This is a genomic window from Blastococcus sp. LR1 (assembly GCF_020166105.1).
Classification (GTDB): domain Bacteria; phylum Actinomycetota; class Actinomycetes; order Mycobacteriales; family Geodermatophilaceae; genus Blastococcus.
In genome coordinates, this window is record NZ_JAIUJY010000002.1 from 515,322 (window position 1) to 540,153 (window position 24,832).

Here is a 24,832-nt window from a genome sequence, read left to right on the forward strand (position 1 = left end):
TCCTTCTAGTCGCGGCCGAGGACCCGGGCCAGGACGTCGTCGGACTCGCCGTCCTCGCGGTAGCGGCGGCGGCGGCGCCCACCCGGCGGCGGGTTGGCGCCGTTCTCGGCCAGGATGCGGGACAGGCTCTCCGAGGTGTCGGGGCCCGTCGCCGGCGCGCTCGACCACGACGGGGATGGCGCGGGCCGCTCGGTGGTGGGCGCGAACTCCGCAGCGGGCGACCAGCCGGGGGCATCGTCGGTGCGCCGGCGACGGAGCTCCGGCTCGGCGGCGGGCGCGGGCTGCGGATCGAGGAACGACCGGGCGGCCAGCCAGTCCATCGGCGTCTGCGGGCGCTCGTGCGGCGCCGGCGGCAGCACCGACGACGGGGTGACGACGGGCGAGGCGACCGTGTACGCCTCGGCCGGCGGCGCCTCCGTCGGACGGCGCCCGGCACCCAGGTACGGGTCGGCGTCGTGGGCGGCGGAGCGGGTGTGCCGGTCGAACGCCGGCACGGCGTCCCGCTCGGGCGCGGGCGCCGGACGGGCCGGCTCGGCGGGCTCCGAGCCGTACCGGACGTCGGAGAGGTAGCTCGGCGGCGGCTCGTAGGCCGGGGGCTCGTGGCGGCCGGCGACCGGCGCCTGCAGGGGCACCACGGTCGGCGGCGCGGGGGGTGCCGGAGGACGCGGAGGCGCGGCCGGCGCTGCGGGCGGGACCGCCGGGAAGGACGTCGTCGGCGGCGCGGGCTGGTACGAGGCCGTCGCCCACGACGGCGCGTTGCGCACCTGCTCGAACTGCTGGGTCCGCGGCGGCTCGTCCAGCCGGATCGCCGGCCAGCCACCGGTCAGCTCCCGCGGCGGGGTGTCGTCGCTCCAGTCGGCCGCGGGATCCAGGCCCCGCGCCGGAGCGTCGATCCGGGGCGCCTCACCGGGCAGCCGGCTGGCCTGGGTGCGCATCACGATCCGCTCGACCAGCATCTCGCTGGACAGCTGCTCCGCGAGCTCCGTCCGCAGGCGGCCCATGTCCTCGCGCAGCGCCCCGATCTGGCCGAGGTCGCCCCGCAGGGCGGTCAGGGCGGCGACGTCGTCCCGCAGGGCGGCCACCCGGGCGACCTCGTCGCGCAGGCCGCCGAGCGCCTGGATCTCGCCGCGCAGCGCGGACACGCGGGCCACCTCGTCGCGCAGGCCCGACAGTGCGGCGATCTCGCCACGCAGGCCGGACAGCGAGGCGATCTCCCCGCGCAGCGCGTCGAGCTCCCCGCGCATCGAGTCCTCGGCCTCGCGACGCAGCTCCGTCTCGAGCTCCAGCTCGTACTCCCGGCGGGCGGCGACCTCGCGGTCCAGCTCCGCCTCGTAGGCCCGGCGCAGGTCGGCCTCGCGGGCCGCGGCGCGGACCGAGTCGGTGCCGCGGCGGCCGGCGGTGAAGGTGGCGAGGACGAAGGCCCAGGCCACGGCGACGACGGCGAGCCTCAGCAGCTGCGGGTTGCTGGTCAGGAACACGACCAGCGTGGCCACGCCGGCGAGCAGGAATCCACCCGCCTGCATCAGCGTGCGGCCGTCGGGGAGAACGGAGCCGCTGGCGGCGTCGTCGTCCTCGCGGCGGGGCATGGGTCCAGCGTAGCGACGGGTGGCGCTCACCGGCGGCATCCGCGCCCGTGCCCAGAGTTGCGGTTGCGACTCGATGCGACAGTGACGCGGTGACCCTCCCGCTGCTGGACTGGCGCCGTCGCGTCGCCGCACTGCACGCCGCCGTCCGGAGTTCGACCGACCCCGAGCAGGCGTGGCAGCTCTGGCGGGACGGCCGGGACGAGCTGTTCGCGGGCCATCCGCAGTCACCCCTGGACGACGACGCCCGCGCCGCGTTCACCGGTCTCCCGGTGGCCGCCTACGACGCCTCCCTGCGGTTCGAGCCGCTGCTCGATCCCGCCGCCCCGCTGCGGCGGGAGCTGCCGACCGCCGACGACGGCGTCGTCCCCCTGGAGCGGATCGGCGCGGTCGAGCTGCCCGGCGTGGGCCGGCTCGACGTCTGGTGGGTGGCCGCCTACGGCGGCGGGGTCTTCCTGCCGCTGCGCGACGGCACCGCCGGGAGCACGACGTACGGCGGTGGCCGCTACCTGCTGGACACGATCAAGGGCGTCGACCTCGGCGGGGACGAGGGCCGGCTCGTGGTCGACCTCAACTTCGCCTACCACCCGTCCTGCGCCTACGACCCGCGCTGGTCGTGCCCGCTGGCCCCGGAGGGGAACCGGGTGGCGACGCCGGTCGCCGCCGGGGAGCAGCTGCCTGCCGGCGGCTGGTACTGACCCGCTGACCTAGGAGCGGTCCTCCCGCAGCGGCCCGGTCACCCGGTAGCGGCTGCTCACGAAGGCGCCGTTGACCGCCGACTCGACCAGTTCGAGGTCCAGCCTCCGCGGGAGCAGCGGCCGTCCGGCGCCGAGGGTCACCGGCGCGACCGAGACGACGACCTCGTCCAGCAGACCCGCCTCGGCGAACTGGCCGGCGAGGTCTCCTCCCCCGACGAGCCACAGGTCCTTGCCCCCGGCCGCGGCGGTCATGGCCTCGAACACCGGACGCACGTCGCCCGAGGCGAACCTGAGATCCCCGCCGTCGCGCGCGGCCAGGTCGCGGGAGGTCATGACCCAGGACGGGATGGCGTAGGGCCAGGGGCCGTCCTCGTGCGCCAGCACCCACTCGTAGGTGGTCGAGCCCATGACGATCGCGCCGATGCCCGCCATGAACGCCTCCATGCCGAACGGGCCGCTCTCGTCGTGCTCCTGGCGGAACAGCCAGTCCAGCGAGTCGTGCTCATCGGCGAGGAACCCGTCGAGCGTCGTGGCGGTGTAGTAGGTCAGCACGGAAGTCCTCCCGGGTCCTCCCCGCGCCGTGCGCGGAGCCAGTCGATGGGGTCGCCGGTATCGATCTCCCGGCCCGCGGCGCGGAACAGATGCCGGGCGAGCTGCCGGCGGTGCGCCGAGTACGTGAGCACGTGCGCGACCACGCTGCTGAGCACGAAGCTCTCGGGGGGCTCGCACAGCGCGTCGATCAGCCGGTCGTCCCAGCCGCCCCGCCGGTCGACGTCCCGGATCGCGGCGAGCCACCGCGGCGCGGCGGCGTCGTGCCGCTCCAGCAGCCGGTCCGGTCCGGGGTCGTCCTCGGACCGCGGGAGATCCCGGCCCTCGACCGAGGCCAGCCAGACCTCCACGGTGGACACCAGGTGCGCGAGCACCGCCTGGATCGACTCCTCCGGGCCGTCCCAGGGCTGCACGACCAGGCCCGGCATCCGGATGGCGCGGAACTCCTCGTCGGTCAGCCCTTTCGCCTGCTCGAGCAGGTGTCGCGCGTCGTCGAGACCGTGCGCGACCAGCTGTTCGGTGAGCGGGTTCAGAGCGTGCTCCGTGCTCTGCACCCACAGCGACATCGGCGGGTGGAAGTGGATCCCGTTGGGTGCCGGCAACCAGTGGCCGGTGGTCGCGTCCACCGTGCTCGGGGCCCGGCCGAAGGCCCGGGTGAATGCGCGGCTGAAGCCCTCCACGGACTCGTAGCCGGCGGCCCAGGCGACATCGGTGACGCTGCCGCCCTGCCGCAGCTCCCAGGCGGCGCGCTCCAGCATCACCCTCCGGCGCATGGCCACCGGCGGCTCGCCGGCGTCGCGGGTGAGCACCCGGGTGAAGTGGAACGGCGAGGCGTACGCGTTCCCGGCCATGTCGGCGAGGGTGCGGTTGTCCTCGTCGAGCACCGCGTCGAGCAGTTCGCGCAGGCGGTCCCGTCCGGTCATGCCGGTCAGTCTGGTGCGCCGCCGTCCCCGCGTGCTTGACCGATCTTGCCCGGCTCAGCGGGCGGGTCGCCCCTCCCCCTCCGGCGGGGTCGGTGGCACCCGGCACACGCTCTCCAGCCAGAGCGCCGCAGCGACCAGCGCCGCCGAGCAGCCCACCCCGATCGCGCCCGCGACGGTGTCGTTGCCCGCGGCCGGGAGCCGCCCGGCGGCCGGCGCCACGTGCAGCAGCACCCCGCCCCAGACGCCGGCGAACACCGCGCCCAGGTAGGCGCTGGCCTGCGCCAGCACCACCAGCCGGGCGACGAGCAGTGGCTCGACGGGGCGCAGGAAGGCCGCCCGGCCCTCCGCCGCCGCGGGTCCGCGGCCGGCGCGCGCCTCGCGCTCAGCGGTCAGCCGGGCCCGCAGCGTGCGGGCCCCCAGCGCCTCGGCGACGGCGAGGAGTGCGAGCGGCGCGGGCTGCCACCAGCGCAGCGCGGGCAGGTCCCCGTACCAGGCCCGCACGAGCAGCCACGAAGCGACGGCGAGGCCGGCGGCGAGGGCGGCGAGGTCGCGGCGGCGGACGGCGGTCACGGGCGGCTCAGTGCAGGTGGTCCCAGCGCTGGACCGCGGCGACGTCGGCCGGGTCCAGTGCGGCGACCAGTTCGGAGACCCGGCCGCGGCCCGGCAGGACGGCGGTGGGCTCGACGACGTCCCACGGCACGAGCACGAACGCGCGCTCGTGGGCCCGCGGGTGCGGCAGGGTCAGCTCGGGGTCCGTGGAGACGACGGGCTCGCCGTCGTCCCCGGTCACGGTCACCACGTCGACGTCGAGGGTGCGTGCCCCCCAGCGGACCTCGCGGGTGCGGCCGGCCGCCCGCTCCAGCTCGCGGGCCAGCTCCAGCCAGCCACGGGCGTCGCGGTCGCCGCGGACGACGGCGATCGCGTTCAGGTACGACGGCTGCTCGACGGGGCCCCAGGGCGGCGTCTCGTACAGCGTCGAGCGGGCGACCAGCACGCCGTCGTCCTTGAGCCCGGTCAGCGCCGCCCGCAGCGCGGCGGCGCGGTCGCCGAGGTTGGCCCCCAGCGACAGGACGGCCCGGGTCACCGGCGTTCCCGCCGGATACTGACGGTGACGTCGGCGAAGGGCACGCCCAGCTCGGCCTCCGGCTTGTGCACGGTGATCTCCACGGCGTCGACCAGCTCGTCGGCGAGGCAGACGTCGGCCAGCCGCTGGGCGAGGGTCTCCAGCAGGTTCACCGGTTCCCCGGCCACCACGTGGTGCAGCTTCTGGGCCAGCTCGGCGTAGTTGACGGTCCGGGCCAGGTCGTCACCGGCCGCGGCCGCGGAGGTGTCGAGCTCCAGCACGGCGTCGACGAGGAACACCTGGCCGCGCTCGCGCTCGAAGTCGTAGACGCCGTGGTGGGCGTGCGCCCGGATGCCCCGGACGGCGATGCGGTCAGGCGTGCTGGCCACGGCCGGCTCCTCTCGCTGCGCGAACTGCGGCCACGGTACGGACCGCGTCGACCGACGCCGCGGCGTCGTGCACCCGGACCCCCCACGCACCGGCCTCGGCAGCGAGCACCGTGGTGGCCAGCGTGGCGGCGTCGCGCTGCTCGGCGGGCCGGGGGGCGCCGTCGGCCAGGGGCAGCAGGCGGCCCAGGAACGTCTTGCGGGAGGCGCCGACCAACACCGGGAGGCCGAGCGCGATCAGCCGGTCGAGCCCGGCCAGCAGCGCCCAGTTGTGCTCGGCCCGCTTGGCGAACCCGAGGCCGGGATCGAGCACCAACTGCTCCGGGCGCACGCCCGCGGCGACGACGTCCTCCACGCGGGCGGTCAGCTCGGCGCACACCTCGGTGACGACGTCGCCGTACTGCGCCGCCGCGTACATCTCCCGGCTGTGCCCGCGCCAGTGCATGAGCACCCAGGGCACGCCGGCGTCGGCGACCAGGGTGGCCATGTTCGCGTCGGCCAGGCCGCCGCTGACGTCGTTGACCAGGACGGCGCCCGCGTGCAGCGCCGCCTCGGCGACCTCGGCCCGGGTGGTGTCGACGCTGGTGCGCACCCCGGCGGCGGAGAGCTCGCGGATGACCGGCACGACCCGGCCGCACTCCTCGTCGGCGTCCACGCGGTCGGCGCCGGGACGGGTGGACTCCCCGCCCACGTCGACGTAGTCGGCACCGGCCTCGTGCATCGCCAGGCCGTGCGCGATCGCGACCGCCGGATCGGCGAAGCAGCCGCCGTCGGAGAACGAGTCCGGCGTGACGTTCAGGACGCCCATCACCAGGCAGCGACCCGGCCGCGGGAGCGCGACCGGGGTCATCGCCCGAGAACCAGGCTCATCGCCTCGCTGCGGGTCGCCGCGTTCTCCCGGAAGATGCCGCGCACCGCGGAGGTGACGGTGGAGGAGCCGGGCTTGCGGATCCCGCGCATCGCCATGCAGAGGTGCTCGGCCTGGATGACGACCAGCACTCCCCGCGGCTTGAGGGCGTCGTTGAGCGCGTCCGCGATCTGCCGCGTCATCCGCTCCTGCACCTGCGGCCGGCGCGCGTAGACCTCGACCAGCCGGGCCAGCTTCGACAGGCCGGTGACCCGGCCGTCGTGGCCCGGGATGTAGGCGACGTGCGCGACCCCGTGGAAGGGCACCAGGTGGTGCTCGCAGGTCGAGTACATCGGGATGTCCTTGACCAGCACCAGCTCGTCGTGGTCCTCGTCGAACGTCGTCGCGAGGATGTCCGACGGGTCCTGCCAGAGTCCGGCGAAGGTCTCCGCGTACGCGCGGGCGACCCGCCCCGGGGTGTCCTGCAGCCCCGGGCGGTCGGGGTCCTCCCCCACCGCGATGAGCAGCTCGCGGACCGCCGCGGCGGCCCGCTCCTGGTCGACCCCGGGGACCGGCCTCAGCAGCTGGTCCGCCGGCTCCGCCGGGATCTCGCTCATCGCTGGACGGGAGACCCGACGTCCCCGACCGGGCCGATGGCCAGCGGCTTCCCGCCGTTCTGCCCGGCGCGCTCCGACGGCGTGAGCACCGGCGGCTGCGAGGACGGGGTGCGCTTGCCGAAGCCGTTGTACGGAGCCAGCGACGGCCGCTTGGTGACCGGCGCGCAGATGCGAGCCATGTCGTCCTTGGAGAGCGTCTCCTTCTCCATCAGCTCGAGCACCAGCTGGTCGAGGACCTCGCGGTACTCCACCAGGATCTCCCACGCCTCGTCGTGCGCGGCCTCGATCAGCGCCCGCACCTCGGCGTCGATGTCGGCGGCGACGGCCTCGGAGTAGTCGGGACGGCTGCCCATGTCCCGGCCCAGGAAGGGCTCGGAGTCGGTGCTGCCGTACTTCACCGCACCCAGCTTGGCGCTCATGCCGTACTGGGTGACCATCGCGCGGGCCATGGAGGTGGCCTTCTCGATGTCGTTGCCCGCGCCGGTGGTCGGCTCGTGGAAGACGAGCTCCTCGGCGGCGCGGCCACCCAGGGCGTAGGCCAGGGTGTCGATCATCTCCGAGCGCGTCTGCGTGTACTTGTCCTCGGTCGGCAGCACGAGCGTGTGCCCGAGCGAGCGGCCGCGGGGAAGGATCGTCACCTTGTGCACGGGGTCCAGGTTGGGCAGCGCGTGCGCCACCAGGGCGTGGCCGCCCTCGTGGTAGGCGGTGACCTTCTTCTCCTTCTCGCTCATCGCCCGCGTCTTGCGCTCGGGGCCGGCGATGACACGGTCGATCGCCTCCTCGAGGGTGTCGTCGGTGATGAGCGAGCCGTTGTGCCGCGCGGTGAGCAGCGCGGCCTCGTTGAGCACGTTGGCCAGGTCGGCGCCGGTGAACCCGGGGGTGCGCCGGGCGACGGTCTCGATGTCGACGTCGGGCGCGAGCGGCTTGCCCTTGGCGTGCACCGAGAGGATCGCCTTGCGGCCCTCGAGGTCGGGTCGGTCGACGGCGATCTGCCGGTCGAAGCGGCCGGGGCGCAGCAGCGCGGGGTCGAGGATGTCGGGCCGGTTGCTGGCCGCGATCAGGATGACCCCACCCTTGACGTCGAAGCCGTCCATCTCGACGAGCATCTGGTTCAGGGTCTGCTCGCGCTCGTCGTGGCCGCCGCCCATTCCCGCGCCGCGGTGGCGCCCGACGGCGTCGATCTCGTCGATGAAGATGATCGCCGGCGCGTTCTCCTTGGCCTGGGAGAACAGGTCGCGGACCCGGCTGGCGCCGACGCCGACGAACATCTCGACGAAGTCCGAGCCGGAGATCGAGTAGAACGGCACGCCGGCCTCACCGGCGACGGCGCGGGCCAGCAGGGTCTTGCCGGTTCCGGGCGGGCCGAAGAGCAGCACGCCCTTGGGGATCTTGGCGCCGACGGCCTGGAACTTCACCGGGTTCTGCAGGAAGTCCTTGATCTCGTGCAGTTCCTCGACGGCCTCGTCGGCGCCCGCGACGTCGGCGAACGTCGTCTTCGGGGTGTCCTTGGTGACCTGCTTGGCCTTGGACTTCCCGAACTGCATGACGCCGCGGCCGCCGCCCTGCATGGAGTTGAACAGCCAGAAGAGCAGCAGCAGGAGGATGAGGAACGGCAGGAAGCCGACCAGGAGGCTGACCAGCAGGCTCTCCTGGGTGACGTTGGTGTCGAACCCGTCGGAGGTGCCCTCGTCCTCGCGGAGCAGCTCGACGATCTGGTCCTCGAACGCGACCGGGTAGGAGGCGGTGACCTCGGTGCTGCCCTCGACCTCGTCGTCCAGCTCGAGGTCGAGAGTCTGCTCCTTGGTGTTCAGCGTCGCGGACTCGACGTTGCCGCTCTCGATCTGCTCGATCGCGGTCGAGGTCGAGATCTCCTTGCGGTCGGCGTTGCCACTGAAGAAGGTCGAGACCGTCAGGGCCAGGAGGATGACCAGGACGATCCAGAACCAGACGGAGCGGAAGATCTTCTTACGTTCCATACACCGATGCCGGGCGCCGGCATGCCGGCCTGCCCGTCGACCCTCCTGATCGTCCCCGGGACGCAGCCGGCGGCCCGGGTGGGGACCCCGGCGCTCGGTGCAGCGTCGTCACGATCGAAGGTACACCGGGGGGCCTGGGCGACTCCTGCGCGCGAGCTGGGAACCCGTGCGCATCCCCCGACGGGAGGAGAGCCCTCCGGGGGATCAGCTCGAGTAGACCTCGGGCTTGAGCGTCCCGATGTAGGGCAGGTCGCGGTACCGCTCGGCGTAGTCCAGGCCGTAGCCGACGACGAACTCGTTGGGGATGTCGAACCCGATGTACTTCACCGGCACCTCGACCTTGATCGCGTCCGGCTTGCGCAGCAGCGCGCAGACCTCGAGGGAGGCCGGCGACCGGCCGCCGAGGTTCTTGAGCAGCCAGGACAGCGTCAGACCGGAGTCGATGATGTCCTCGAGCACCAGCACGTGCTTGTCGGTGATGTCGCGGTCGAGGTCCTTCAGGATCCGCACGACGCCCGAGGAGCTGGTGGAGGAGCCGTAGGAGGAGACGGCCATGAACTCCATCTGCGTGGGCAGCTGCAGCGCCCGGGCGAAGTCGCTCATGAAGAGGACGGCGCCCTTGAGCACGCCGACGAGCAGGACTTCCTTGCCCGCGTAGTCGGCGGCGATCTGGACCGCGAGCTCGCCGATCTTGGCCTGGATCTGCTCCTCGCTGAGGAGCACGTGGTCGATGTCCGGGCCGTAGCCGTGGTCGGGGCCGAGGGCCCCGGGGGTGCTGGCGGGCTCCGTCGTCACGGAAGGGGCTCCTCGAGGGCTGCGGGTCCTGGATCGGCGCGTCGGAGATCCGGCGGCCGGAGCACCAGAGTGCCAGACGTGCGGAGGACCCCCGCCCCACCGGGTAGGTCGATCCGGCCCTGCCCGCGCCAGCCTGTGACGAGCGCCTCCACCGCGTGGAGGTGCACCGCCTGGAGGTCGGGAACCTCGGCGGCGAGCAGCCACCCGCGCAGCACGCGCCGGCGCAGCGCCGCGGGCAGCGGTTCCAGGGGGCGGGCCGGCAGGCTCCCGTCGCCGGCCTCGGCGGCCAGCCGGGCGAGCTCCGCGGCGGCCAGGCCGTCGAGGGCGTCGAGGTCCTCCCGGAGCAGGTCCGCCGTCCGCGCCAGGGCCGGTGCCACGCCGCCGCCGAGCACGTCCTCCAGCAGGGGCAGCGCCTCGGCGCGCAGCCTCGCCCGCGTGTAGGCGGGGTCGGTGTTCCAGGGGTCGTCCCACACCGTCAGGCCCTGGTCGGCGCAGGCCTGCCGGGTGGTGGCCCGCCGCACACCGAGCAGCGGCCGCCACCACTGCACGCCGTCGTCCTCGCGGTCGGCCCGCATGCCGGCGACCGACCGCGGTCCCGAGCCCCGGCCGAGGCCCAGCAGCACCGTCTCGGCCTGGTCGTCCAGGGTGTGGCCGAGCGCGATCCGGGCGCCGTGCTCGCGTGCCGCGCCGGCCAGCGCCGCGTAGCGCGCCGTCCGGGCGGCCGCCTCCGGGCCACCCGCACCGGCGACGTCGACCGGCAGCACCAGCACGGGGTCCAGCCCGAGGGCACCGAGCAGCTCCGCGGTCTCCCCCGCTCTGCGGTCCGAGCCGGGCTGGAGGCCGTGGTCGACGGTCACCCCGCCCACCCGCACGCCGGCGTCCCGCGCCTCGAAGGCGAGCGCCGCGGCAAGCGCCACGGAGTCCGCTCCCCCGCTGCAGGCGACGAGCACCGACAGCGACGAGCCGCGCAGCCCCGGACGGACCGCGCTGCGCAGGGCGGCGACGGCGGGGGGTGGCCCGCTCACCCGGCGGTCAGGCGGGGATGGCCGGGCGGCCGAGCACGCGCTCCACCCACCGCTCGGGAGCGGTGAGCTCGTCGATGCGCGGCAGGTTCGCCGGGCCCTCCCACACGCGGTTGAAGCCCTCCATGCCGGCGAGGTCGACGACGCCGCCGACGAAGATCCGGCCGTCGGCGTACTGCTTCATCTTCTGCTCGAGGCCGAGCAGGCGGCGCAGCACGCGGTCGATCGGGCCGCGCCCCTTGCGGCGCTGGGCGAACCGCTTCCGCAGGGTGCGCACCGAGGGGACGACGTCCGGGCCGACGCCGTCCATCACGTACTCGGCGTGGCCCTCGACGAGGCTCATCACCGCGGTGACCCGGTCCAGCACCTCGCGCTGGCGGGGATCCTGGATCAGCGCCATGAGGCCCTCGGGCTCGCTGCCGGACTCGGTGCCGCGGACGGCGTCGAGCACGCTGCGGAACACGTCCTGGATCCGCTCGCGCAGCACCTCGGGCGCGAGGTCGGTGGCGGAGACGAACTCCGCGATCTGCGCCTCCAGGTAGCCGTGCAGCCACGGGACACCGGTGAACTGGAGCTGGTGGGTGACCTCGTGCAGGCAGACCCAGAGCCGGAAGTCCGACGGGTCCACGCCGAGCTTGCGCTCGGTCGCGACGATGTTCGGCGCCACCAGCAGCAGCCGGCCGCCGGAGCCGAAGATCTCGTACTGCCCGAGGACCCGGCTGGAGAGGAAGGCCAGCAGCCCGCCGGCCTGCAGCCCGGTGGCCCGGGAGCCGATGGCGGTGGCCAGGGCGCCAGGGCGGCTGCCCTGCTGCTCGGCGAGCTTCTCGACCAGCGGGTCGAGCAACGTGGCCATGCCGCGGGCGTTCGCGTCGGCCCACGCCGGGCGGTCGACGACGACGACCTCGGGGACGGCGCCGCCGGGGACGGGCGACAGGCCGGTCAGGGCCTCCACGTGCGCGACCGCGGTGGCCGCGGCCTCGTGCAGCTCGCGGACGACGGCGGCGGCCTCCTCCCGCGTCGTGCGCGGACCCGGGCTGACCAACCGCCGGGCGGTGCGTCCGGCGAGGTCCCAGTCGACCATCGAGGAGGCGCTGCTCATCGGCCCACCGTAGGCGCAGTTGTTGGTGACGTGCTGGAACGGCCTCCGTTCAGGGACCCGCCGTGGCCCCGTCCGGAGGCTCACCGCGAGCCTGCGAGTGGTGAGGGGGACGGGGTCCTTCTGCTTCTAACAGCCGCAGGCGGCGAGCTCAGCGGCGAAGTCGTCCAGCGCGGCCTCGGCCGCGGCCTCGCTCCCGGTGTTGCCGTCGGCGACCACCGCGAAGGACAGCAGCCGCCCCTCGGCGGTCACGACGGTGCCGGCGAGGGCGTTCACCCCGAGCAGGGTGCCGGTCTTGGCGCGGACCGTCCCCGGCGCCGTGGCCGGGTCGGAGTCGCCGCGGTCGGAGAGCGTGCCGTCGTAGCCGGCCACCGGCAGGCCGGCCAGCAGTGCGGCCGCGTCGCCCAGGCTGCCGTCGGCCGCGCCGGTCACGACGGCGGCGAGCACCTCGGCGGTGACGACGTCCTCGCGGGACAGGCCGCTGCCGTCCGCCAGCGTCACGTCGCCGACGGCCAGACCGGCCTCGCGCAGGGCATCGACGACCGCCGTGCCCGCGCCCTCGAACGACGCCGGCTCGTCGCGGGCGATCGCCACCTGCCGGGCCAGCGCCTCGGCGAGCACGTTGTCCGACATCGACAGCGCCTGCTCCACCAGCCGGGCGATCGGCGCCGACTGCACCGTGCCGAGCGTCTTGGCGCCGGCGGGGGCCTGCCCCAGGACGACGGTGGCGCTCGGGGCGCCGAGCGCGTCGGCCAGGGCTGCGCCGGCGTCGAGGCCGGGCTGGCCGCTGCGCGCGAGGGAGCCTGGGCTCACCCGCGCGCCGTCGACGGCGGTGGCGGTGACCGGCGCGGCGTACGTGGACGGTGCATCGCCGGGACCCCAGCCGCTCGCCGTCAGGGGGCCGGTGAAGAGGGAGCCGTCCACCACGATCCGGGTGACCGACGTCCCGGCGGGCAGGGCCCCGACGACCTGGGTGGCGAGGTCGTCGACGGTGGGCGCGCCCGGGTAGGTCGTGGACGGGCTGGTGCGCGAGAGCGTGACATCTCCCCCGCCGACGAGGACGACCTCGCTGGGGGCCGCGCCGCTCACGACGGTGGTCTCCAGGGTGTCCGCGGGGTCGAGCGTGGTGAGCGCGGCGACGGCGGTGAGCAGCTTGGCCGTGGAGGCCGGCGTCACGGGGGCGTCGGCGTCCTGGTCGAAGAGGACGTCGCCGGTGGCCACGTCCACCACCTGCGCCGTGGCGCCGGACCCGAGGGCAGCACCGGTGACCAGCGGCGCCAGCCTGGTTTCCAGGGCGCCGCCGTCGGGGACCGGGGCGTCGTCGGCGAGGCCGGCCAGGACCGGGTCGACGGGACCGAGCTCGGGCAGCTGCGCGTCGGCGACCGGGGCCGCGTCGCTGCCGGCGTCGTCGCCACCGAGGCCCACCCCGAGCGCGATGCCGCCGCCGACGAGCAGGACGACCAGCGTCACGGCGGCCAGGACCATGCGCCGGCGGAACCGCCCGTAGTTCGCGGTGATGACCGTGGAACCACCCGACGACATGCTTTTACACCCCCAGAGGGGGGCCAGCGCCGACCGGATCGGCCCCCGTGGGCCACACTACGTTCGTGCAGTTCGACGTGACGGTAGAAATCCCGAAGGGCCAGCGGAACAAGTACGAGCTGGACCATGAGACCGGCCGCATCCGCTTGGACCGGATGCTCTTCACTTCCACCCGCTATCCGGCGGACTACGGCTACATCGAGAACACCCTCGGGCAGGACGGCGACCCGCTCGACGCCCTGGTGATCCTCGAGGAGCCGACGTTCCCGGGGTGCCTGGTCACCTGCCGCGCCATCGGCATGTTCCGCATGACCGACGAGGCCGGAGGGGACGACAAGGTCCTCTGCGTCCCGGCGACGGACCCGCGGGTGGCCCACCTCAAGGAGATCCACGACGTGTCGGAGTTCGACCGTCTGGAGATCCAGCACTTCTTCGAGACCTACAAGGACCTGGAGCCGGGCAAGTCGGTCGAGGGCGCCGAGTGGGTCGGCCGTGAAGAGGCCGAGGCCGAGATCGTGGCCTCGATCCAGCGGGCGAAGGACAACTCCACGCACCACTGATCGACTGCCGGTCCCTCGGGTCCGGACGCCGATCGCACCGACGGCGGCACATCCCCTCGGGGACGTGCCGCCGTCAGCCGTTCCCGCGAACAGGTGCACGAGGGCGCTGAAGCGCCCCCTCACGCACGAGAGCGGCTATCGCGGTCCGCATTCGCGCTCTCATGCGCATCCGGGCGGTCCTGGGCGCGGCGGCCGGTCGCGGCATTCCTGCCCGGAAACGCCGTCGGGCCCGTCCGGATGGACGGGCCCGACGTGTGTGGTGAGCCGCCTGTCGGAATCGAACCGACGACCTTCTCATTACGAGTGAGATGCTCTACCGACTGAGCTAAGGCGGCGAACTGCCCGCACAGCCTACGACACCGGGTCGCGGCGGCTGCGCAGGGGCAGCCGGGGTCAGGACGGCAGCCGGAGCGCCACGGTGAGCGCCTCGAGGGCGATCTGCGGCTTCACGTTCTGCTCCAGCGCTCGCCGGCAGGCCAGGATCGCGTCGATCCGCCGCAGCGCGCCCTCCGCGCCGATCCGGCGGCCCAGCTCCTCGGCGTCCGAACGACGGTCGGGGTGGTTGAGCTGCGGTGCGTCCGCACCGGCGGCGTCCAGCACCAGCGCGTCCCGGTAGAGCCCGGCGAGATCGACCAGGGCCCGGTCCAGCGAGTCGCGGCCGATGCGGGTAGCCCGTGACTTCTGCCGCTTCTCCAGGTCCTTGAGCTGCCCGGCCCCGCCCCGGGAGGCGGCGACGCCCGGCCCCCGGGCGCCCACTCCCAGGCTGTTCTTGAGCGCCTCGGTCTCCGCGCCGTCGAGCGCACCGGTGGCCGCGTCGGTCTCCTCCTGCGCGGAGCCGACCAGGTCGTCGGCGGCGTCCAGGCAGGCGGCCAGCGAGACCAGCCGCAGCGGCACGTCCAGCACCGCCTTGCGGGCCATGCGGGCGTCCTCGTCGCGCGCCAGCCGGCGGGCGCGGCCGACGTGTCCCCCGGACGCGGCGGCCGACCAGGCGGCCAGCGCGGGGTCCACGCCGTCCCGGGCGACGAGCACCTCGGCGATGTCGTCGACCCGCGGCGTCCGCAGCCCCACGACCCGGCACCGCGAGCGGATGGTGACCGGGACGTCGTCGGGGTGCAGGCTCGGTGCGCAGAGCAGGAACACCGTGCGCGGCGGCGGCTCCTCGATCATCTTGAGGACGGCGTTGGAGGCGGTCTCGGTCATCCGGTCGGCGTCCTCGACCAGGACCACCTGGAAGCGACCGTTGGACGGCGCCCGGCCGGCCACCCGGATCAGCCCGCGGGCCTCCGCGGCGCCGATGGAGAGTCCGTCGGGAACGATCACGTGCACGTCGGCGTGCGTGCCGGCGAGCACCGTGCGGCACTCGTGGCAGGTGCCGTCACCGCCGTTCGGGCACTGCAGGGCCGCGGCGAACGCGCGGGCGGCGACCGACCGCCCCGAGCCCGGCGGTCCGGTGAAGAGCCACGAGTGGGTCATCGCCGCAGGATCGGCCACCGCCGCCCGCAGCTCTGCCACCACGGCGGGCTGACCGACCACCTGGGTCCACACGCCCTGGGCGGGCGTCGTCGGGGCGGCGGTCACGGGTGCAGCTGGGGGGTCGAGCCGGTCTGGGCGTGCGGATGGTGGGCCGCCGGGGTCAGCTCACCGGTCTGCGGACCCGGAGCGCCACCTGGACCAGGCTGGTTCAGCGTCTGCAGCGGCAGACCCGACAGCAGCTCGGCGACCTGCACCCGGATGGCGGCGGCGAGCTCGTCGGGGCCGGTGCGGGCGTCCAGCACGAGGTACCGGTCGGGCGCCGCCTCGGCCAGGGCACGGAAGGTCTGGCGGACCCGCTGGTGGAAGTCCAGCGACTCGGACTCCAGCCGGTCGGCGACCGCCCGGCCGCGCGCCCGGGCGAGGCCCACCTCGGGCGGCAGGTCGAGCAGGATCGTCAGGTCCGGCTGCAGCCCCTGAGTGGCCCAGCGCGACAGCATGCGGACGTCGTCGAGTGGGATCGTGCGGCCCGCGCCCTGGTAGGCCAGCGAGCTGTCGACGAACCGGTCGGTGATCACGACCTCCCCGGCGTCGAGCGCGGGGCGGAGCACCTCGTGGACGTGCTGGGCGCGGTCGGCGGCGTAGAGCATCGCCTCCGCCCGCGGGGCGATCCCGGTCTGCGCCCGGTCCAGGACGATCGCGCGGATCCCCGCTCCGGGGGACGTCGCGCCGGGCTCGAACGTCGCCCGCGCGACCAGGCCCTCGTCGGTCAGCCACTCCTGCAGCCGGCGCACCTGGGTGGACTTGCCGGCGCCCTCGCCGCCCTCGAACGCGATCAGCACCCCGCCCTTGGCGAGCCGGCGGCGGGCCGTGGTGTCGCGCCGCAGGGCGGTGACGACGTCGGCCAGCAGCGGGACCGGCCGGTTGTCGTCCATCTGCCGGTAGGCCAGCAGCCCGACGCCGATGGCCAGCAGCCCGGCGGTGAAGAGCATGATCCGCTCACCGGTGATGGGCAGCGTGAACGCGCCCAGGTCGACGTCGTGCCGCCCGATGAAGGCCACCCCGAACGGCACGAAGCCCAGGGACACGATCAGCGCGGCGCGCACCAGCGACTGGACGATCGCGAAGGTGCGCCCCCGGATCGAGTCCTCCACCTCGGTGCCGATGAGGGTGAACCCGGCGAGGTAGGCCATGCCGGCGAAGAAGCCCATGACGACGACCAGGACCAGCGAGATCCACAGCGCGGGCGACCAGGACAGCAGCAGCACGACGATGCCGGCCCCGACGATCGCGATGCCGAAGATGCGCTCGCGGGCCAGGTCGCGCGCGACGCTCGGACCGACCCCGATGCCCAGGCCCAGCCCCACGAAGACGGCGCCGAACAGCAGCCCGTAGGCCGCCTGACCGCCGCCGAGGGCGTCGACGTAGGCCTGGCCGGTCGCGATGATCGCGCCGGCCGCGATGAAGGCCCCGGTGATGCCGACGACGAGCCCGCGCACCAGCCGGGTGTGACCGGCGAAGGAGAACCCCTTCACCAGCGAGCCGAGGAAGCTCTCCTGCTGGCCGACGACGGTGCCGGCCGCCCGCCGGCCGCTGATCGAGGGCAGGTTCCAGATGACGACGGCGGCGACCAGGAACGTGAGCGCGTTCAGGTAGAGGGCGAGGTCGATCTGGTCCACGCCCGGCAGCAGGTCGCTCACCTGGTCCCCGGCGCTGGTGAGCACCGCGTAGACGAGCGCCGCCACCACCGGGGTGAGGCCGTAGGTCGTGACCAGGGAGAGCTGGTTGGCCGATTCCAGCTGGTCCTTGCGGAGCATGTTCGGCACCGCGGCGTCCTTGGCCGGGATCCAGAACATGCTGAACGCCTCGATGAGGAACTGGGCGACGAACAGCCAGATGAGGTTGTCGACGATCGGGATCGAGGCGAACAGACCGAACCGGATGATGTCGGTGACCACCATCGTCTTGCGCCGGTCGAACCGGTCGGCGAACGCGCCCGCCAGCGGGCCCAGCACGATCGTCGGGAGCAGGCGGAAGAGCAGGACCCCGCCGAGAGCGAAGTTCTGGGCGGCGAAGTCGTCGAACAGCGAGGTGGCCGTGGCGGTGATCGCCAGCAGGCCGAGCCAGTCGCCGAAGCTCGACAGCGACATCGACATCCACAGCTTGCGGAAGTCACGCACCTGCAGCACGGCGCGGATCTTGGCGACCAGACCGACGGCGTCGGAGCCGTGCGCGTGGTCCGGGTGCCCGTGGTCCGCATGCCCGTGGTCCTGGTCCGCCACGACGTCCGGGACGCCCTGGGGCGGTACGGCCTCCGGGGGCACCGGCGTCCCGGCCGGCGGCAGCCCGTCGGCCGGCGCGGCCGACCCGGTCCCGCGGACAGCCCCGTCCGCCCCGTCGGACGGGGGTACCGGTGGCGTCGGAACGGCTGGAATCACGAGCTCCCGAGGTCGGTGGTCACCGGGACGGAGCAGGCCCCGGCCGGGCAACGGTACCGGGCAGCCGTGACGTTTCCAGCGTCTCGCCGCACGGTCGCTCCTATCGGTCACCCGAGGTTCACCCGTCCGACCAGCGGGCCCCTAGGGTCCGTGGAGTGAGACCGGGCGGCGGCGCGTGGCAGCCGGGCAGCTACCTGCGGTTCGCCGGGGAGCGGGCGCGGCCGTTCGCCGAGCTGCTCGCGCGGGTCGACGCCGAGGCGCCGCAGACGGTGGTGGACCTCGGGTGCGGCGAGGGCTCGCTGACCGCCTCGCTGGCGCAACGGTGGCCCGGCGCTCGGGTCACCGGCGTCGACTCCTCCCCCGAGATGCTGGCCGCGGCGGCTGCCTCCTCCGATCGCGTCACCTTCGAGCTGGGCGACGTCCGCGACTGGGCGCCCACCGATCCGGTGGACGTCGTCGTCAGCAACGCCGTGCTGCACTGGGTCCCCGGTCACGCCGAGCTGATGTCCCGCTGGGCCCGGGCGCTGCCGCACGGCGGGTGGCTCGCCGTCCAGGTGCCGGGCAACTTCCGCGCGCCGAGCCATGCGCTGCTCACGGAGCTCTGCCGCGCCCCGACCTGGGCGGACCGGCTGGCCGACGCCGCTCCGTCCCCGGACACCGTCCTGAACCCTGCCGAGTACGCCGAGCTCCTCAGCGACGACGGGCTGACCGCCGACGTCTGGGAGACCACCTACCTGCACCTGCTGACCGGGCCGGACCCGGTGCTGGCCTGGGTCCGCTCGACCGTGCTGCGCCCGGTCCTGGCCCGACTGGACGAGGACGACGCCGCCCGGTTCACCGACGAGTACGCAGCAGCGCTGCGGACCGCCTATCCCCCACGACCCGACGGCACGACGGTGCTGCCCTTCCGCCGGATCTTCGCCGTCGGCACCCGGCTCAGCGCGGGGTGAGCCGGTAGGCGTGGGTCCGGTAGGGCAGCTCCAGCTCGCGTCGACCCCGGGTGTCGGGGTGGTCGCGCAGCAGCTCGCGGATGCGTGCCAGGAACGCGGTTCGCTCGGCGTCGTCCAGGATCGCCACGTAGCTGCGGGTGCCGATCCCGGCGACGACGTCGTCGGGAGCGACCCGCTGGACGATCCGCGACTCGAGGACCTCGACGTCGGCGTCCAGCTCGGCGGCGAGCCGTCCGACGACTGCCTCGTCGGCCTCGTGCCCCCGCGCCCCGTCGTCGACCAGCTCCTCGAGGGCGGCGACCCACGGCACGCGGACGTCCCGGGTGTTCCAGATCAGGCCGACGACGCCGCCGGGGCGCAGCACCCGGCGGAGCTCGCGGGCGGCCGGACCGGGGTCGAACCAGTGCGCGGCCTGCCCGGCGACGACGGCGTCGACCGAACCGTCGGCCGGCGGCAGCGCCTCGGCGGTGCCCACGGCCGTCGCGACCGCCGGCAGCCGGGTGGTCAGCTCCGCGAGCATCTCCGGCGAGGGGTCCACCGCGCGCACCCGGTGGCCCAGGCCGAGCGCGACCTGGGTGAGCAGCCCCGTGCCCGCGCCGACGTCGAGCACGTCCAGCGACCGCTCGGAGTCGAGCAGGAACCCGACCGCGTCGGCGGGATAGCTCGGGCGCAGCGAGGCGTAGCCCGCGGCGACCGCACCGAAGGAGCGTGCCCGGGCGCGCAGCACCTCCTCCGGAGCGGTCACGGCGATCAGCCGGCGGAGACCGGGTCCGCCGACGCCTTCGCGGTCGTCTTCTTGGCCGTCGCCTTCTTGGCGGTGGTCTTCTTCGCCGTCGTCTTCTTGGCCGTCGTCTTCTTGGCGGCCTTCTTCTTCTTGGCCGGGCCAGCGGCGCGGCGGTCGGCCAGCAGCTCGGCGGCGCGCTCGATCGTGATCGTCTCGACCTCGTCGCCCTTGCGCAGGCTGGCGTTGGTCTCGCCGTCGGTCACGTAGGGCCCGAAGCGGCCCTCGCGCACGGTGACCACGCCCTCGGTGACCGGGTCGGGACCCAGCTCCTTGAGCGGGGCCTTCGCCGCGGCGCGCCCGCGCTGCTTGGGCTGGGCGAAGATCGCCAGCGCCTCGTCGAGGGTGACGGTGAACAGCCGGTCCTCGCTCTCCAGCGAGCGAGAGTCGGTGCCCTTCTTGATGTAGGGCCCGTAGCGCCCGTTCAGCGCCTGGATCTCCTCGCCGTCGGGCGCGGTGCCGACGACGCGGGGCAGGGTGAGCAGCGTGAGGGCCTGCTCGATCGTGAGCGTCTCCGGCGACATCGAGGAGAACAGGCTCGCGGTGCGCGGGGACTCCTTGCTGTCCTCGGGCACGACGGTGGTGACGTAGGGGCCGTAGCGGCCGGCCTTGACCACGACCGAGTGGCCGGACTCGGGGTCGGTGCCGAGCTCGCGGTCGCCGGACGGCGCCTCGAGCAGCTCCCGCACCTTCTCCTCGGTGAGCTCGTCGGGCGCGATGTCCTCGGGGATGCTGACGCGCCCGCCGTCCTCACCGGCCTGCAGGTACGGCCCGTAGCGGCCGACGCGCGCGACGACCGGCTCACCGGTGGCGCTGGTGGCGCGCAGCGGGATGGAGTTCACGCCGCGGGCGTCGATCTCCTCCAGCCGCTGGCCGATGACCTGCTTGAGGCCGCCGGACTCGGCGATGGCGCCGGCGTGCCGGCCCGCGCCGCCGAAGTAGAACTCGGTCAGCCAGTCGACCCGGCCGAGGGTGCCGCCGGCGATCTCGTCGAGCTCGGCCTCCAGCGACGCGGTGAAGTCGTAGTCCACGAGCTGCGCGAAGTGCTGCTCGAGCAGGTTGGTCACGGCGAACGCGATGAAGGAGGGCACCATCGCGTTGCCCTTCTTCCAGACGTATCCGCGGTCCTGGATCGTCTGCATGATCGAGGCGAAGGTCGACGGGCGGCCGATGCCCAGCTCCTCCAGCCGCGCCACCAGGCTCGGCTCGGTGTAGCGCGACGGCGGCTGCGTGGTGTGGCCCTTCGCGTCCAGCGCCTGGGTGTCCAGCTGCTGGCCGCGCTCGAGGCGGGGCAGCCGACGCTCGGCGTCGTCGCTGCCGTGGTCGTCATCGCCGTCCTTGGCGGCCGCACCCTCGTCGCGGGACTCGACGTAGGCGCGCAGGAAGCCCGGGAAGGTGATCGTGCGGCCGCTGGCGGTGAACTCGACCGCCTCGTCGGTGGCGCTGCGGCCGGCGAGCCGGACGCTCACGGTCTGGCCGACGGCGTCGGCCATCTGCGAGGCGACCGTCCGCTGCCAGATCAGCTCGTAGAGCCGGAACTCGTCGCGGGCGAGCTGGGAGGCCAGCTGGCCGGGGGTGCGGAAGCTGTCACCCGCGGGACGGATCGCCTCGTGCGCTTCCTGCGCCCCCTTGGACTTCTTCGCGTAGCGGCGGGCCTCGGCCGGGACGTAGGCGTCGCCGTACAGCTCGCGGGCCTGCTGGCGGGCGGCGTTGATGGCCTCCTGCGACAGGTTCGTCGAGTCGGTACGCATGTAGGTGATGTGGCCGTTCTCGTACAGCCGCTGGGCCACCCGCATCGACTGCGCCGAGGACCAGCCGAGCTTGCGACCGGCCTCCATCTGCAGCGTGGAGGTGGTGAACGGCGCGTACGGACGACGGCGGTAGGGCTTCTCGTCGACGCGGCTCACGCTGACCTGGCGGCCCTCGAGGCGGGCGGCCAGGCCTCGGGCGCCGGCCTCGTCGAGGTGGATGACGTCGCCGGTGACCCGGCCGGTCGAGGCGTCGAAGTCCTTGCCGGTGGCGACGCGGCTGTCGTCGACGCTGACCAGCTTGGCGCGGACCGTCGTCGGCTCGCCCTCGTCGGTGCCGTTGGCCTTGCCGGGAACGGCGAAGGTGCCCTCCAGCGACCAGTAGTCGGCGGAGTGGAAGTTCATCCGCTCCCGCTCGCGCTCGACGACGATGCGGGTCGCCACGGACTGGACGCGGCCGGCCGAGAGCTTCGGCAGGACCTTCTTCCAGAGGACCGGGCTGACCTCGTAGCCGTAGAGGCGGTCGAGGATGCGGCGGGTCTCCTGCGCGTCGACGAGGTGCGTGTCGAGCTCGCGGGGGTTGGCGACGGCGCGGGCGATCGCCTCGGGGGTGATCTCGTGGAAGACCATCCGGCGGACCGGGACGCGCGGCTTGAGCGTGTCGATCAGGTGCCAGGCGATGGCCTCGCCCTCGCGGTCCTCGTCTGTCGCGAGGTAGATCTCGCTGGCTTCCTTGACCAGCTGCTTGAGCCGGCTCACCTGCTGCTTGCGGTCGGGGCTGACCACGTAGAGCGGCTCGAAGGAGTTGTCGACGTCGACACCGAGGCGGGCCCACGCGGCGCCCTTGTGCTCGGCCGGGACGTCGGCGGCGTTGCGGGGCAGGTCGCGGATGTGGCCGACGCTGGCCTCGACGACGTAGCCACTGCCCAGGAACCCGGCGATCTTGTTCGCCTTGGTCGGCGACTCGACGATGACCAGCGGCCGGCCCCCGGACGCGGCAGAGCCCCGGCGGGCCGGCTTCTTGGCCGCTCCGTCGGTGGCGGGTGCGCTCTCGGTTCCGGTCGGTGTGGTCTTCGTGGGCACGGGACTCCTGTCGGTGGTGCTGAGGTGGTGCGGGTGCGGCGCTCGTCCCCGGGCCTGATGACCCGGGCGCATCGACCCCGGGGTTCCGGGATCGGTCGGGCGCCACCGCGGAACGCCCCTCGGCGGGCCACGGTAAGCCACCCCCGCGCCGAGGCGCCGGGGGCGACCCTCCGTGGGCGCGCCGTCACCCCGACCAACGTGGATGCTGCGCCCGTGTTCCCGGGGCGGGAAGAGCACGTCCCGCCAAGGGGTCAGGGCGCGCTCTCCGCCGAGGTGACTGCCCGCCCGCCGCCAGGAGTTACGGAGCGCTCTGCGCCAGGGGCGCCTCGTCCGCTGCCGCGCCCACCTCGCCGACGACGACGGACCGCCGCTTGGAGATCACGACCGCCACCACGATGACGGCGAGCGCCGCGAGCGCCAGGCCCACGCGGAGCCCGGTGTTGGCGTCCTCTCCCACCGACAGCGAGACGATGGCCGGCGCGATCAGCAGCGCCACCAGGTTCATCACCTTGATCAGCGGGTTGATGGCCGGGCCGGCGGTGTCCTTGAACGGGTCGCCCACGGTGTCGCCGATGACGGTCGCCGCGTGGGCCTCGCTGCCCTTCCCGCCGTGCGCGCCGTCCTCCACCATCTTCTTGGCGTTGTCCCAGGCGCCGCCGGAGTTGGCGAGGAAGACCGCCATCAGGGTGCCGGCGGCGATCGCGCCGACCAGGTAGGCGGCCAGCGGGCCGATGCCCAGGCCGAACCCGACCGCGACCGGGGCGAGGACGGCCAGCAGGCCCGGCGTCGCCAGCTCGCGCAGCGAGTCCTTCGTGCAGATGTCGACGACGGCGCCGTAGTCCGGCTTCTCGCTGTAGTCCATGATCCCGGGCTTCGTGCGGAACTGCTCCCGCACCTCGAACACGACGCGGCCGGCGGCGCGGGACACCGCGCTGATGGCCAGCCCGGAGAAGAGGAAGACCACCGCCGCACCCAGGATCGCGCCGACGACGTTGTTCGGGTTGACCAGGCTGAAGGCGTTCCCCAGCGAGGCGCCGGCCTCGTCGAGGGCGACGGCGATCTGCGCGTTGTAGGAGCCGAAGAGCGCGGTGGCGGCGAGCACGGCGGTCGCGATCGCGATGCCCTTGGTGATCGCCTTGGTGGTGTTGCCGACGGCGTCGAGGTCGGTGAGCACCCGGGCGCCGTTCTCGTCGATGTCACCGGACATCTCCGCGATGCCCTGGGCGTTGTCGCTGACCGGGCCGAAGGTGTCCATGGAGACGATGACGCCGGCGGTGGTGAGCAGGCCGCACCCGGCGAGCGCGACGGCGTAGAGAGCAGCACCGCCGCCGATCAGGAAGGCCCCGTAGACCGCACCGCCGATGAGCAGCGCGGCGTAGACGGCGGACTCCAGGCCGAGCGAGATGCCGGAGAGGATCACCGTCGCCGGGCCGGTCAGCGAACTGCGGCCGACGTCCTTGACCGGCTTGCGGGTGGTCTCGGTGAAGTAGCCGGTGAGCTGCTGGATGGCCGCGGCGAGCACGACGCCGACGAGCACGGCGACGAATCCCAGCACCTGCGGGCTGACCGGCAGGTTGTCGACGTCGTCCCCGACGCCCGGGAGCACGGTGAAGGAGGCGATCGCGACCAGCACCAGGGAGACGACGGCGGAGACGAAGAACCCGCGGTTGATCGGGGCGAGGCCGCTGCTGTCCTTCTCGCTGGGCCGGGTGGCGAGGATCCCGGCGACCGAGGCGAGCACGCCGATGGCGGCAACCACCAGCGGGAAGACCATGCCGACGGGGCCGAAGAAGACCTGCCCGAGGATCAGCGCGGCGACCAGGGTGACGGCGTAGGACTCGAAGAGGTCGGCGGCCATGCCCGCGCAGTCGCCGACGTTGTCGCCCACGTTGTCCGCGATCGTGGCGGCGTTGCGCGGGTCGTCCTCCGGGATGCCCGCCTCGACCTTGCCCACGAGGTCGGCCCCCACGTCGGCGGCCTTGGTGAAGATGCCGCCGCCGACGCGCATGAACATCGCCAGCAGCGCGCCCCCGAAGCCGAAGCCCTCCAGCACGATCGGCGCGGTCTCGTCGAACAGCAGCAGCGCCAGCGCCGCACCGAACAGGCCCAGCCCGACCGTGATCATCCCGACCACGCCGCCGGTGCGGTACGCGATGCGGAACGACGGTAGGTAGCCACCGTCGTTCGCCGCGGCGGCGACCCGCACGTTGCCGCGGGTGGCCAGCGTCATGCCGATGAAGCCGACCAGCGCGGAGAACGTGGCGCCGACGAGGAAGAACACCGCCCGGCCCACCCGGGTGCCCCAGCCGCCGTCGGCCACCGGGAGCACGAGCAGCAGCAGGAAGACGATGACGGCGAAGACCGCCAGCGTCCGGAACTGCCGCCGCAGGTAGGCCGCCGCCCCCTCCTGCACCGCCCGGGCGATCTCCTGCATCTTCACGGTGCCCTGGCCGGCGGCCGTGACGGCCTTGACCAGGTAGGCGGCGAAGACCAGTGCCGCGAGGGAGATGACGAGGATGACGGCGACCAGCGCCGTCTCCCCGCCGGACAGGGAGCTGTCGGGCATGGATCCTCCAGGCATCGGCAGCCGCCCGGGTGGCGCCGTTGCTCCCCGGTACGGCGGAGGTCGGCGTCCCGGCGCCGGCCTCGACCGCCTCCGGGACGGCGCGAAGTGTAAGACAGATCACACTCTGGGTGGCCGTCTC

The 24,832-nt window shown here is 74.0% G+C and carries 21 protein-coding genes and 1 tRNA gene; 3 read left to right on the forward strand and 19 right to left on the reverse strand.

Going from position 1 to position 24,832, the window contains the following annotated elements:
- Positions 1-5: 5 nt before the first annotated feature.
- Positions 6-1,586 (reverse strand): DUF6779 domain-containing protein, encoded by a 1,581-nt coding sequence (locus tag LBW97_RS07135; protein WP_224498710.1) that lies wholly within the window; start codon positions 1,584-1,586, stop codon positions 6-8.
- Positions 1,587-1,675: 89 nt separating this feature from the next.
- On the opposite strand from LBW97_RS07135, the gene LBW97_RS07140 reads away from it, so the two are divergent.
- The gene (locus LBW97_RS07140; RefSeq protein WP_224498711.1) at positions 1,676-2,281 is read left to right on the forward strand and encodes a DUF1684 domain-containing protein; all 606 of its coding nucleotides are present in this window, start codon (positions 1,676-1,678) and stop codon (positions 2,279-2,281) included.
- Positions 2,282-2,290: 9 nt separating this feature from the next.
- Here the strand turns inward: LBW97_RS07140 and LBW97_RS07145 are convergent, their stop codons facing one another.
- The 12 genes from LBW97_RS07145 to dacB all read right to left on the reverse strand — a co-directional run bounded on the left by LBW97_RS07145 (position 2,291) and on the right by dacB (position 13,097).
- Positions 2,291-2,833, reverse strand: coding sequence for a dihydrofolate reductase family protein (locus tag LBW97_RS07145; RefSeq protein ID WP_224498712.1), 543 nt, complete (start codon positions 2,831-2,833; stop codon positions 2,291-2,293).
- Positions 2,827-3,753 (reverse strand): helix-turn-helix domain-containing protein, encoded by a 927-nt coding sequence (locus LBW97_RS07150; protein ID WP_224498713.1) that lies wholly within the window; start codon positions 3,751-3,753, stop codon positions 2,827-2,829. The genes LBW97_RS07145 and LBW97_RS07150 overlap by 7 nt, the downstream gene beginning before the upstream one ends.
- A gap of 54 nt (positions 3,754-3,807) precedes the next feature.
- Positions 3,808-4,323 (reverse strand): DUF3180 domain-containing protein, encoded by a 516-nt coding sequence (locus LBW97_RS07155; RefSeq protein WP_224498714.1) that lies wholly within the window; start codon positions 4,321-4,323, stop codon positions 3,808-3,810.
- 7 nt (positions 4,324-4,330) lie between these two features.
- Positions 4,331-4,837: a 2-amino-4-hydroxy-6-hydroxymethyldihydropteridine diphosphokinase gene (folK, locus tag LBW97_RS07160; RefSeq protein ID WP_224498715.1), complete on the reverse strand. Its 507-nt coding sequence runs from the start codon at positions 4,835-4,837 to the stop codon at positions 4,331-4,333.
- Entirely contained in the window at positions 4,834-5,205 is a 372-nt protein-coding gene (gene folB, locus LBW97_RS07165) for a dihydroneopterin aldolase (protein WP_224498716.1), read from the reverse strand. The genes folK and folB overlap by 4 nt, the downstream gene beginning before the upstream one ends.
- Positions 5,189-6,052 (reverse strand): dihydropteroate synthase, encoded by an 864-nt coding sequence (gene folP, locus LBW97_RS07170; protein WP_224498717.1) that lies wholly within the window; start codon positions 6,050-6,052, stop codon positions 5,189-5,191. Before folP ends, folB begins: the two co-directional genes overlap by 17 nt.
- Positions 6,049-6,666, reverse strand: a complete 618-nt coding sequence (folE, locus tag LBW97_RS07175) for a GTP cyclohydrolase I FolE (protein ID WP_224498718.1) — start codon at positions 6,664-6,666, stop codon at positions 6,049-6,051. The genes folP and folE overlap by 4 nt, the downstream gene beginning before the upstream one ends.
- Positions 6,663-8,642: an ATP-dependent zinc metalloprotease FtsH gene (ftsH, locus tag LBW97_RS07180; RefSeq protein ID WP_224498719.1), complete on the reverse strand. Its 1,980-nt coding sequence runs from the start codon at positions 8,640-8,642 to the stop codon at positions 6,663-6,665. The genes folE and ftsH overlap by 4 nt, the downstream gene beginning before the upstream one ends.
- A 204-nt stretch (positions 8,643-8,846) precedes the next feature.
- The gene (gene hpt, locus LBW97_RS07185) at positions 8,847-9,437 is read right to left on the reverse strand and encodes a hypoxanthine phosphoribosyltransferase (protein WP_374489551.1); all 591 of its coding nucleotides are present in this window, start codon (positions 9,435-9,437) and stop codon (positions 8,847-8,849) included.
- Complete coding sequence (gene tilS / locus LBW97_RS07190) at positions 9,434-10,462, reverse strand: tRNA lysidine(34) synthetase TilS (RefSeq protein WP_224498720.1); 1,029 nt, start codon at positions 10,460-10,462, stop codon at positions 9,434-9,436. The genes hpt and tilS overlap by 4 nt, the downstream gene beginning before the upstream one ends.
- A 7-nt stretch (positions 10,463-10,469) precedes the next feature.
- Entirely contained in the window at positions 10,470-11,558 is a 1,089-nt protein-coding gene (locus LBW97_RS07195; protein WP_224498721.1) for a zinc-dependent metalloprotease, read from the reverse strand.
- Between the two features lie 126 nt (positions 11,559-11,684).
- A complete protein-coding gene (gene dacB / locus LBW97_RS07200; RefSeq protein WP_224498722.1) occupies positions 11,685-13,097 on the reverse strand; it encodes a D-alanyl-D-alanine carboxypeptidase/D-alanyl-D-alanine-endopeptidase in 1,413 nt (470 codons plus the stop codon).
- 65 nt (positions 13,098-13,162) lie between these two features.
- Between dacB and LBW97_RS07205 the strand changes: the two genes are divergently transcribed.
- Positions 13,163-13,657, forward strand: coding sequence for an inorganic diphosphatase (locus LBW97_RS07205; protein WP_224498723.1), 495 nt, complete (start codon positions 13,163-13,165; stop codon positions 13,655-13,657).
- A gap of 262 nt (positions 13,658-13,919) precedes the next feature.
- On the opposite strand, the gene LBW97_RS07210 is transcribed toward LBW97_RS07205, so the two are convergent.
- From LBW97_RS07210 to tmk, 3 genes are all read right to left on the reverse strand, one after another.
- Positions 13,920-13,992 (reverse strand) — tRNA-Thr (locus LBW97_RS07210).
- A gap of 58 nt (positions 13,993-14,050) precedes the next feature.
- Positions 14,051-15,235: a DNA polymerase III subunit delta' gene (locus LBW97_RS07215; protein WP_224498724.1), complete on the reverse strand. Its 1,185-nt coding sequence runs from the start codon at positions 15,233-15,235 to the stop codon at positions 14,051-14,053.
- Positions 15,232-17,451: a dTMP kinase gene (tmk, locus tag LBW97_RS07220; RefSeq protein ID WP_224498725.1), complete on the reverse strand. Its 2,220-nt coding sequence runs from the start codon at positions 17,449-17,451 to the stop codon at positions 15,232-15,234. Before tmk ends, LBW97_RS07215 begins: the two co-directional genes overlap by 4 nt.
- Before the next feature lie 269 nt (positions 17,452-17,720).
- Between tmk and LBW97_RS07225 the strand changes: the two genes are divergently transcribed.
- Positions 17,721-18,515 carry a trans-aconitate 2-methyltransferase gene (locus LBW97_RS07225; RefSeq protein WP_224498726.1) on the forward strand — a complete coding sequence of 265 codons (795 nt, stop codon included), beginning with the start codon at positions 17,721-17,723 and terminating at the stop codon, positions 18,513-18,515.
- On the opposite strand, the gene LBW97_RS07230 is transcribed toward LBW97_RS07225, so the two are convergent.
- From LBW97_RS07230 to LBW97_RS07240, 3 genes are all read right to left on the reverse strand, one after another.
- A complete protein-coding gene (locus tag LBW97_RS07230) occupies positions 18,502-19,260 on the reverse strand; it encodes a class I SAM-dependent methyltransferase (RefSeq protein WP_224498727.1) in 759 nt (252 codons plus the stop codon). The two genes, LBW97_RS07225 and LBW97_RS07230, sit on opposite strands and share 14 nt — an antisense overlap.
- 5 nt (positions 19,261-19,265) lie before the next feature.
- On the reverse strand, positions 19,266-22,127 hold the full coding sequence (topA, locus tag LBW97_RS07235) for a type I DNA topoisomerase (protein WP_224498728.1): 2,862 nt from the start codon (positions 22,125-22,127) through the stop codon (positions 19,266-19,268).
- A 298-nt stretch (positions 22,128-22,425) separates the two neighbouring features.
- Complete coding sequence (locus LBW97_RS07240; protein WP_224498729.1) at positions 22,426-24,693, reverse strand: sodium-translocating pyrophosphatase; 2,268 nt, start codon at positions 24,691-24,693, stop codon at positions 22,426-22,428.
- Between the last annotated feature and the right edge of the window lie 139 nt (positions 24,694-24,832).

What these genes read in the sequence shown, in the direction of transcription:
- LBW97_RS07135 (WP_224498710.1), bottom strand. Translation starts at nt 1,586, where the DNA reads ATGCCCCGCCGCGAGGACGACGACGCCGCCAGCGGCTCCGTTCTCCCC.
- LBW97_RS07150 (WP_224498713.1), bottom strand. Translation starts at nt 3,753, where the DNA reads ATGACCGGACGGGACCGCCTGCGCGAACTGCTCGACGCGGTGCTCGAC.
- folP (WP_224498717.1), bottom strand. Translation starts at nt 6,052, where the DNA reads ATGACCCCGGTCGCGCTCCCGCGGCCGGGTCGCTGCCTGGTGATGGGC.
- folE (WP_224498718.1), bottom strand. Translation starts at nt 6,666, where the DNA reads ATGAGCGAGATCCCGGCGGAGCCGGCGGACCAGCTGCTGAGGCCGGTC.
- ftsH (WP_224498719.1), bottom strand. Translation starts at nt 8,642, where the DNA reads ATGGAACGTAAGAAGATCTTCCGCTCCGTCTGGTTCTGGATCGTCCTG.
- LBW97_RS07195 (WP_224498721.1), bottom strand. Translation starts at nt 11,558, where the DNA reads ATGAGCAGCGCCTCCTCGATGGTCGACTGGGACCTCGCCGGACGCACC.
- dacB (WP_224498722.1), bottom strand. Translation starts at nt 13,097, where the DNA reads ATGTCGTCGGGTGGTTCCACGGTCATCACCGCGAACTACGGGCGGTTC.
- LBW97_RS07240 (WP_224498729.1), bottom strand. Translation starts at nt 24,693, where the DNA reads ATGCCCGACAGCTCCCTGTCCGGCGGGGAGACGGCGCTGGTCGCCGTC.